The sequence below is a fragment of the Thermogemmatispora sp. genome (assembly GCF_019683755.1).
Classification (GTDB): domain Bacteria; phylum Chloroflexota; class Ktedonobacteria; order Ktedonobacterales; family Ktedonobacteraceae; genus Thermogemmatispora.
In genome coordinates this window covers 1-9,140 of the sequence record NZ_JADGHT010000177.1, presented here as the reverse complement: position 1 = coordinate 9,140, position 9,140 = coordinate 1, and the positions used below count along the sequence as shown (strand labels likewise).

Here is a 9,140-nt window from a genome sequence, read left to right as displayed (position 1 = left end):
TATCCAAAGATATGCATTTCTCTTATTTAAAATCATGCTCATCATATGTAAGTAAAATTTTCATTGGAGAGAAAACAGCGGCTCAGCCAGTGACCCGCTCACGGAGTGGTCGTCTCTCCTCCTATTGGCGTTCGCTGAGAAGCGAAGGGACCCTGGCGACCGTGCTAGCCCTGCTAGCCCTGGCATTAGGTCTCTACCGGCTGGGCGCGCCCAGCCTCTGGTTCGACGAGCTGCTTTCAGTCTCACGGGCTTCGCAGTCGCTGCCAACGCTCTGGCAGATCATTACCACGAGCCAGCCCAATATGATGCTCTACTATCTGCTGCTCCACGGCTGGCTCCGGCTGACAGCTCTGATTGGTCTCCCTCCTCTGGAGGCTATCGTCCGCCTGCCCTCCGCCTGTTGCGCTGCTGCCGCTACCGCGCTCGTTTTTCTCCTGGCCCGTCGTTTCCTCGATCGCTTTCTGGCCTGTTGCGCTACTCTCCTCTATCTGGTCAGTACTCTTCAGCTTTTCTACGCTCAGGACGCCCGCGCCTATGGTCTGCAGCTCCTCCTTTTGACGCTCGGCTGGTATGCTCTGCTCACGGCGCTCAGGCAACCGGAGCGTGCCCGACCCTGGCTGCTGTGCTACGTTGTGGCCATGACACTGGCGGTCTATACTCATTTCTTCAGCCTGTTGATTCTGAGCGCCCAGGGAAGCGCGTTGCTGGGTCTCTTGATTTTGCCTACGCCCTGGCGGGTAGCGACGCGGCGCCTGCTGGGCCCGTTGCTCCTGAGTTTGGCCGCCATCACATTGCTTGTGACTCCGATGTTGATTCTGAGCCGCGTCGGGGCACAAACTGAGTGGATTCCTATTCCGGGGCCGCGCGATCTGCTGCACCTCTTCCTGACCTTCGCCGACTCTGGCCGCATCTATCTGGCCTTGTTGACAGCCCTTATCGCTGTGGGCCTGCTGATCGGTATCGCCAGTCTCTCCCCCAGGCTCCCCCGACTCGGACAGAGGCTAGCACGACGACCAGCCGAATTGTCCGCTGCCGAGCAGGGGACGGCTATGATAGAGTCACAGTGGCAATACAATCAGCAGCTCGCCGCCTTGAGCTTTGTCTTGCTGTGCTGGCTCCTCATTCCAATTTTGTTAAGCTATGCCATTACTCAGGTATCGATCCATCTCTTCCTCGATCGTTATCTGGTCTCGGTCCTGGCCGCCTGGTTCCTGTTAGCAGTAGTCGGTCTGAGTATGCTTCCCTGGCGGTTGCCGCGCACGGTTCTGGCCCTGCTGCTGGTTGGGCTTGCGCTCTACCATATGCCTTACTATTATGCTCATGCCGAGCAGGAGAGCTGGCGCGCTGCCGCGCTGTGGGTGGCCGCGCATTATCAGGAAGGCGATGGGCTGGTCTGTTACGATAACGGTCAGGGCTGCGCTCTGGCCTTCGAGTACTATTTCTCGCTGACCCCGACGCTGGCCCACTTCGATAGCGATTCGCCCGGCGCTTTCCATTGGGTGGAGTACGACCTTTTGCCGTACAATGTGGCGCGCGTCACGCTAGGCACTGAGAAGGCTCGGCAGGCCACTGATCCGTCTGCTCTGGCTGCCTATGCCAGCCAGCATACTCGCCTTTTCTATGTCACTGCGCGTCTCCCCGATGCGGCAGCCGTGCAGCTCGCTCAGGTTAGCGTGGCCTGGCTCTCTTCCCACTACCGCTTGCTGGCTTCTTTCGCTACTAGCACGGCCCATGTCTATCTCTATCAGACTGCGGTTTAGAGCAAGAAGGATGTCAGTAGCTCTGTAAGCCGGTCGGTGCTCTCCATAGTGGCCTTGACAGGCCCTCACAACGGGCCGTATAATTAAAGGAGCAAATCCGAGTGTTTGAGTAAGGATTGATCGAGGTGGCGCTGTTTCCTCATGTGTGAGGCAGAGGTCTCGACGCCACACTGAGGTGATGTGATATGAGCACGCAAGAGATCTTCGGTACAGCCGAGCCGAGATATACTGCAGGCTTCCATGTACCTGAAAATTATGCCTTCAAGTCGAAGAAGGGGCTGAGCCGCGAGGTCGTCGAGCAAATCTCGGAGATGAAGGGCGAGCCTGAGTGGATGCGCCAGTTCCGTCTCAAGAGCCTCGACCTCTTTCTGAAGCGGCCTCTGCCTACCTGGGGCGCAGACCTCTCGGGGATTAACTTCGACGATATCTACTACTACATTAAGCCAGTCAAGGAGCAGGGCCGCTCGTGGGACGAGGTGCCGCCCGAGATTAAGGAGACGTTCGATCGCTTGGGCATCCCAGAGGCGGAGCGCAAGTATCTGGCCGGCGTGACAGCCCAGTACGAGAGCGAGGCGGTCTATCATAAGGTCCGTGAGGATCTGGAGAAGATGGGCGTGATCTTCATGGATATGGATAGCGCCCTGCGTCTCTATCCAGACCTCGTCAAGGAGTACTTTGGGACCATCGTCCCGCCTTCCGATAATAAGTTCGCTTCGCTCAATAGCGCGGTTTGGAGCGGCGGGAGCTTTGTCTACGTGCCGGAGAATGTACGCGTCGAGATTCCTCTTCAGGCATACTTCCGCATCAATGCCCAGAATATGGGCCAGTTCGAGCGCACGCTGATTATTGCGGAACCCGGCTCGTACGTCCACTATGTGGAGGGCTGCACGGCTCCGATCTATTCGACCGATAGCCTCCACAGCGCCGTCGTGGAGATTATTGTGAAGCGCGGCGCTCGCGTGCGCTACACGACGATCCAGAACTGGTCGAAGAATGTCTATAATCTGGTGACGAAGCGCGCCGCCGCCTACGCCGATGCAACGATGGAGTGGGTCGACGGCAACCTGGGGTCGAAGGTGACGATGAAGTATCCCGCCGTCCTGCTGATGGAGCCGGGCGCGCGCGGCGATATTCTGTCGGTGGCTTTCGCCGGCGACGGGCAGCATCAGGATGCCGGTGCGAAGGTGACTCACCTCGCCCCCTACACGACTTCACAGATCCTGTCGAAGTCGGTCTCGAAGGGTACAGGCCGCGCTTCGTATCGCGGGTTGGTACGCGTGAATCCAGAGGCCCATCATACGAAGTGCAGTGTGCGCTGCGACGCTCTGCTGCTGGATGAGCGGGCTCGCACCGATACGTATCCCACGATGCGTATCGAGAATAATGAGACGGAGATCGGCCATGAGGCTACCGTCTCGAAGGTCGGTGAGGATCAGCTCTTCTACTTGATGAGCCGCGGCCTCGACGAGTCGGAGGCTTATTCGCTGATCGTGAATGGCTTCATTGAGCCGATCACGAAGGAGCTGCCGATGGAGTACGCGGTCGAGCTGAACCGCTTGATCCAGTTGGAGATGTCGGGCAGCGTCGGTTGATGCCTTCGGCTGGCCGCCCCTGGTCGACAGCCAGAAGCTCCCAGTTCAGTCAGGGTCATCGTCCTCCTGTGGCGATGGCCCTTTATCTTTCTTGCTCCTCCCGGACCGGATAAAATAGTTCGGGCACATACTCTATTGGGGGAAGCAGACGCTTAGCCTTCCATGACAAACCCCGGATCTCTTCACGAATGGCCTGGAGCATGGCCGGCGTGCTGACTGCAATGCGGACTACTCTTTCTAGGGGAAGATAGTCGGGTACCAGCACTTCGGCATGACGCTGTCGCTTGCTCTCTTCATCCTCTCTCTGGCCAGGACGGTTGATGATGTCCCACGGTAAGAGGCACAGGCATGCAGGCGAACCGTAGATCGCCGAACAATGGGGGTTGGTGCCGAGCGGCCTCCCTGAATCGTAACGGCGAATGCACTGCTGCCCCACCTTCAGCGCCGGATAAATATAGACACACTCGTCACCGGTCGCCGAGAGCTGCTGGTTGGCTGCGTTCCCATCGCTAAAGAGCACTCCTTTTTCGCAAATGATGCGCCTCTGGACTTCGAATAACAAGATGTTATCTTGCCTCCCCAGTTTGTACTGTATGTAGAGCATCGGCGGCTGCCGGGCAAAATAGAAGGGGACGTAGCTGAGGAGCGATCGTCTTTGTTCCCCTTCTGGCGTTCTCTCACAGATAAAAATCCGGCGCCTTAGGCTCTGAACTTCTTCGTTGGCTATAGATACACTTCTATAACCAAAAATTTCTAGCAACTCCCTTGACCACAATCCTTCCAGCATGATAATACTGGTCAGATTCTGCAGTATTGTCATATGATAAATATGGCCATCCAGGTAACTCATGGTTATCTACCTGCTTCCTCTCATAATGGGAGTAAGCCATGACTAGCATATACATTATTATATGTGTATTCATCACAACCAAAAACGCGGGGGCTTTTCCCAGATAAAAGCGGGCCTCTATTTTGGTGCAAAATCATGAGGTGATCGCCCAGATCAGGGCCGCTTTCTGACCTGGGTCTGGGGCTGCATAGTACTGGTATGTGACGCCGACAAGACCTCAGACGCTTCTTTAGTAGAAGAGAGCCGAGAAAGGAGGACCATATGGCTGCCATTCGCTATGAGCGAGGGGATCTCTTGCAGGCCAGGGTCCAGGTGCTTGTTAATCCTGTCAACTGTAAGGGCGTCATGGGGAAAGGCCTGGCGCTTACCTTCAGGCAGCGCTATCCGTCTATGTTCCTTGTTTATCAGCAGCAATGCCAGACCGGCGAGCTGCGCATTGGCAAGCCCTGCCTTTATCGCGAGAGTCAGCCCTGGATACTCAATTTTCCCACCAAAAACGATTGGCGCCGCCCTTCAAAACTCGAATATATCGAGGCGGGCCTGCGCTACCTGGTGAAGCACTATCAACGCTGGGGAATTCAGAGCATTGCTTTCCCCAAACTCGGCACCCAGAACGGCAAGCTGTCCTGGGATCAGGTAGGGCCGCTGATGGCTCGCTATTTGAGCCAGCTCTCTATCGAGGTGTGGGTTTTCATTGAGCCAGGTGATACCGAGTACTACGCGCCATCGCAGCCTCGCTCGCCAGAGGCCGTGATTCTAGAAGAGTTCAATAGCTTAGCTTTTTCTCGCGAGCGTCTAGAGGCAGAGCTACACTTGAGCCATCGCGAGGCCGGTAAGGTTGCCAGAGCACGAGCCAGTGCTGCCTTTACCACCTTTGCAGAGATTGAGCAGATCGAGGGATTGGCCAAGATCTCTCTGAAGCGCATCAAGGATTACTGGCGGCGGCGTGAGCAGGCTCTCCGCAACCAGATCAGTTGATGGCGTCCCAAGCAGTCGCGATAGCGAGGGCGTAGCTCTCGGGGCAGGGATCAATTCATAAAGCTCACGCTAAGAGGATGAGGCCGCCGATCTGGGGGCCAGGCCCAGAAAGACCGCCTCGATCAGGCGCTCGATGAGGCTCTCATCTAAGGGCGGCGGCTGCGACGGCGCCAGGGGGCCTAGCATGAGATGATAGAACAGAGGACCGGCAATAAGGTCAATGACGAGCCAGGGGTCAAGGTCACGGCGCAGCTCTCCACGCTCCTGCGCCTCTCTGATCAGCTCGATAAATTGCTGCAGGCGCGGGGCAAAGAGACGCTCGACAAAAGCGCGGTAGATCTCGGGGTTCGCATGGGCTTCGCCGATGGCGCGGAAGAACAGCCGCTGCAGAAAGGGATTCTGCTGGAGAGCACGGTAGGCTAGAGTGTAGATGGCCACAAAGTCGCGCTGCAGGTGACCGGTGTTGATGATCGGGATGTCCGTGTAGATGCGGTGCGCGGCCTCGATGATCAATTCCTCTTTGGAGGACCAGCGGCGGTAAATAGTGGCTTTGCTGACGCCAGCCCGCGCCGCCACACCTTCGATAGTCATACCCTGATAGCCAGCGTCGGCCAGCTCCTCCAGAGCGGCGTTGAGGATGGCTATGTGAGCTTGGACACTCCGCGGGCGCCCAGGTCGGCGTTGTACGGAATCTGACGCAGATTCGGGTATGATCATGCGTTGACTGCCCCCCCTCGCTTCCATTGTAGTAGGTGGCTCATCAGGCGTCAAGCCCGCCGCTGAGATTGACCCCAGGGATAGCATGCTCTGGAACCCTGCCCTGGCAGATGGAGGAAGGCCAGCAAGGTCCCGCCTGCCAGGACGGTCACAGCAACCGGTGGCTTGGAACCGAGGCGCTCACTGAGTGAGACAGAGAACAACAATGGAGCTAAGCCAGGTGAGTCGGGCCGGGACGAGCAGCATGAGCGCCACCCCGCCTGCGACAGCCTCCGCCTGACAACACATGGAAGGCACTCACTGGGTCAGGAACAGTAACCTGCCAGAGGTGGCGAAGGCGGGCAGGGTCAGCACCAGGCCAGCTAACCCGAAGTGCTCTTCTCCGCAGAGGTGCCGGCCCACACTGCATCTGCATAGAGGCAGCTTGGGGATAGGTCCTCCCCCTCGCTACGACCACATGAGGGAGAGCGCCACGAGGGGGAGAAACTGAAGCGATAAGAGCGGGCTAGCGACTAGCGAAACGTTGCAGGCCTTTGTTCCTGATACAGCAGCCCTGCGGCCTGCTCAGAGACGCGCTGGAGGAAGCGTTTGCGGCTCATGCTGTTCCTGAACGTCAGGCCGGGCAGCAGCGCATGTGAGACAAAGGCGCGCGGCCTGCCGGTAGCATCCACCTCGTAGAGACCATTGTAGCGCCGCCAGCGCGGCAGGAGGCTGATTCCGAGGAGTGAGTGCAAGATGAACAAGATAGAGGTCAGTACCTGCAGATGCCAGACGAAGAAGAGAAGAGCGAGGATAGTGACTATCAGCGCTCCGGCCAGGGGAGCAACTAGCATCTGTCTGGGCACTGCCCAGGCCAATGGTGGGGCATCCTCCTGCCACCAGTAGCGGCAGACTACAAGCTGACGATCACTCAGCGTTTCTCGAGTCGAGCGCTCCATACCCTTGTCTCCTGTCCCATGCGGATCAGCAGGAGCGCCTGCGGCAGCGCCTTCTAGACTATCGCTGACGCTCCTGTTCGGCTTCCATTCACTATAAACGCAGGTGGAGTCGGTTGCCCCAACAGAGGCGTCGGAAAGGGATGGCATCAGAAGAAGAGGGCGGGACGATGCAGACGAAACGACAGCGAGACCACAATGCAACCCTTTCCCTTCAAGGAAGGCCCTCTTCATTCAACTGAAGTAGCCGCGGAGCTGCCCCTGCCGGCAGAGGTCCCCTGCGGCAATAGTCCCATGAGATTGTCAGTCGGCGGCTAGAGAAGTCTGACTAGGAGACTAAGCAGGAGCTGGAGACCAAAGCCCAGGCACAGGACCTGCAGGAGCGTTGAGCGCGCTTCTTGCCGGCGGTAGAGCGCCGTTGCGACCGTGGCAATGATGAGCATTATTGGAAAGGAGGCGTTGAAGATGGAGAGTAAGGCCAGGCCGTGCCGACCGCTGCCAACTGCTAGACAGAGAATGCCAAGCTCGCCCACCATAGCGCGGATATATCCCCGCAGTATTGTCGCGCTCACAGTTGGAAAGCGAAGCAGCCAGGGCCTTTGGCGCCGCCTGTACCAGATTTTTTCCAGGAGCTTGTAGGCCATTAGAAAGAGCAGCAATTGCCCCAGCAAGTTGAGCAGGAGTAAGCCAGCCACCAGCATGACCCCTATGGACCAGGAGAGAGAGGTCTCGGCCTGGAACAAGACCCCAGCCCCGCCCAAGGCTCCAAGACACAAGAGAGTATCGGGTCCAATCTGCCCTATCACCTTCACCAGCGGCTGCAAATCTGCTCTTCCTCTCTCTTCAGACATGTAATATTCCTCCTTCAATGATGGCTGCTGCCATTAGCAAGAAGAGACAAACGGATAATAAGAGATAAACAGTTTTTAGATGAATGGACCAGCCACGCAGAAGCGACCAGAAAAGATCAAGCCCTACCTGAGTTGCAATGATCAGCGCGCTAAATTCAAACCAGGGGAAAACAGCAGCTAGAGGTGAGTCGTGCCAGTAGAGATGCAGCACTCTGCCGTAGACAAAGAGATTCTCGAAGATGACGCAGCCACCCACAAAGCCCCCTGTCAGGGCGCTACCTAGAGCGATGCAGAGGATCAGGAGTAGATTGCTACCCAAGATAAACCAGAGGGAGAACTGCCCGCTAGGGGCGCTGGCGCTCGGCCAGTCTTTGATAGGCCACTGGACCCCCAGGATCAGCGCGCTGAGAGCGATCGCTGCTAGCAAGGCGTACTCCAAGAGATAGCGCCTGGGGAAGGCTGCTCTTGTCACCATGATGCCGCGCCCTCCAGCGAATAGCAGCGCCGGAGATAGAGACGGGCAGCCTCCAGGGCTCCCGGCCCCAGATGAGTGATGGCCCATTGGTCGGCCTCGTTTTCCCAACGCCGGAGACAGAGCAGCTTGCCCAGCAACGGCGCCATCAGCAGCATGCTCCAGAGGAGCAGACACAGCGCGGCAACAGGACCGCTCAGCTCGTCGAGGAACTGCGGTAGGCACACGGCAGCCAGAAGGCCCACAAGTACCGCGCCTAGCTGGCAATCCCATAGACTACGCAACAGGGTCGTGTGCCCACGAGCAATATGGCCCTGTTCATGGAGCAGCAGCACCTGCAGCACCTGGACTGGTACTTGTAGCCAGGCGTCAAGGTAGATCTCTTGTTGTCCCGACCAGGTTCGACGCGCGAAAGCCGGGGCATCTTTTTGAGGCAGATAAGAGGTGAAGAGCTTGACCGCCGGCTCCGGCAGTAAGGCCACGCCTTCGGGTAGCTCCTTTAATTCTTCACGTAGGTAGCGCTGAAAGGCTAGCCTGCGGAGCAGTATCCATATGAGGGCGGGAGCTGTGCACACCGCTATCAGGAGTCTGAAATCTGTGAGAACGAGGCCACAGGCGGGCAGTAGCGCCAGCAAGACCACGCCGATGGCCTGGGCGGATTCTCTCCATGCTAGCGGCTGCCCTGGGCAAGAGCGCAGGGCATAGCCCCTGGCTTCAGCTACCAGCGAGAGGCGCCAACGGATAGTCATGACCTCTCCCGTTAGGGCCGGCATATCCAACCGCAGGAGCCAGGCTACCCAGCATGGCAACGGACGCGACCAACGCGGCTCCGGCTCTCTTCCTGGCCAGGGCACCTCCTTCCCACTCGCCAGCCGGTCACCTCTTTCCCAAAGTATAATAAGACAGAGGGCCAGGACAGGAAGAGGGCGCAGGTATATGGGCACCCATATCAGCGGGTAGATTACTACCGACGCCGTATGGAAAG

The 9,140-nt window shown here is 57.8% G+C and carries 9 protein-coding genes; 3 read left to right on the top strand and 6 right to left on the bottom strand.

Annotated features, from left to right (window positions below):
• Both IRZ24_RS12270 and sufB read left to right on the top strand, forming a co-directional pair.
• Positions 1-1,760, top strand: a 1,760-nt coding sequence (locus IRZ24_RS12270; RefSeq protein WP_297164611.1) for a glycosyltransferase family 39 protein, incomplete at its 5' end; no start/stop codon positions are given.
• Between the two features lie 185 nt (positions 1,761-1,945).
• A complete protein-coding gene (gene sufB, locus IRZ24_RS12265) occupies positions 1,946-3,352 on the top strand; it encodes a Fe-S cluster assembly protein SufB (RefSeq protein WP_297164608.1) in 1,407 nt (468 codons plus the stop codon).
• 82 nt (positions 3,353-3,434) lie between these two features.
• Here sufB and IRZ24_RS12260 read toward each other — a convergent pair whose 3' ends face one another.
• A complete protein-coding gene (locus IRZ24_RS12260; RefSeq protein ID WP_297164614.1) occupies positions 3,435-4,172 on the bottom strand; it encodes a DUF4433 domain-containing protein in 738 nt (245 codons plus the stop codon).
• 291 nt (positions 4,173-4,463) lie between these two features.
• Between IRZ24_RS12260 and IRZ24_RS12255 the strand changes: the two genes are divergently transcribed.
• A complete protein-coding gene (locus tag IRZ24_RS12255; RefSeq protein ID WP_297164605.1) occupies positions 4,464-5,180 on the top strand; it encodes a macro domain-containing protein in 717 nt (238 codons plus the stop codon).
• Positions 5,181-5,249: 69 nt separating this feature from the next.
• On the opposite strand, the gene IRZ24_RS12250 is transcribed toward IRZ24_RS12255, so the two are convergent.
• The 5 genes from IRZ24_RS12250 to IRZ24_RS12230 all read right to left on the bottom strand — a co-directional run.
• A complete protein-coding gene (locus IRZ24_RS12250; RefSeq protein ID WP_297164602.1) occupies positions 5,250-5,897 on the bottom strand; it encodes a TetR/AcrR family transcriptional regulator in 648 nt (215 codons plus the stop codon).
• Between the two features lie 512 nt (positions 5,898-6,409).
• Entirely contained in the window at positions 6,410-6,835 is a 426-nt protein-coding gene (locus IRZ24_RS12245; protein ID WP_297164599.1) for a hypothetical protein, read from the bottom strand.
• A 311-nt stretch (positions 6,836-7,146) separates the two neighbouring features.
• On the bottom strand, positions 7,147-7,683 hold the full coding sequence (locus IRZ24_RS12240) for a hypothetical protein (protein ID WP_297164596.1): 537 nt from the start codon (positions 7,681-7,683) through the stop codon (positions 7,147-7,149).
• Complete coding sequence (locus IRZ24_RS12235; protein WP_297164593.1) at positions 7,676-8,158, bottom strand: stage II sporulation protein M; 483 nt, start codon at positions 8,156-8,158, stop codon at positions 7,676-7,678. The genes IRZ24_RS12240 and IRZ24_RS12235 overlap by 8 nt, the downstream gene beginning before the upstream one ends.
• Positions 8,152-9,140: hypothetical protein (locus IRZ24_RS12230; protein WP_297164591.1), on the bottom strand; the 989-nt coding region annotated here is incomplete at its 5' end. The genes IRZ24_RS12230 and IRZ24_RS12235, both read right to left, overlap by 7 nt.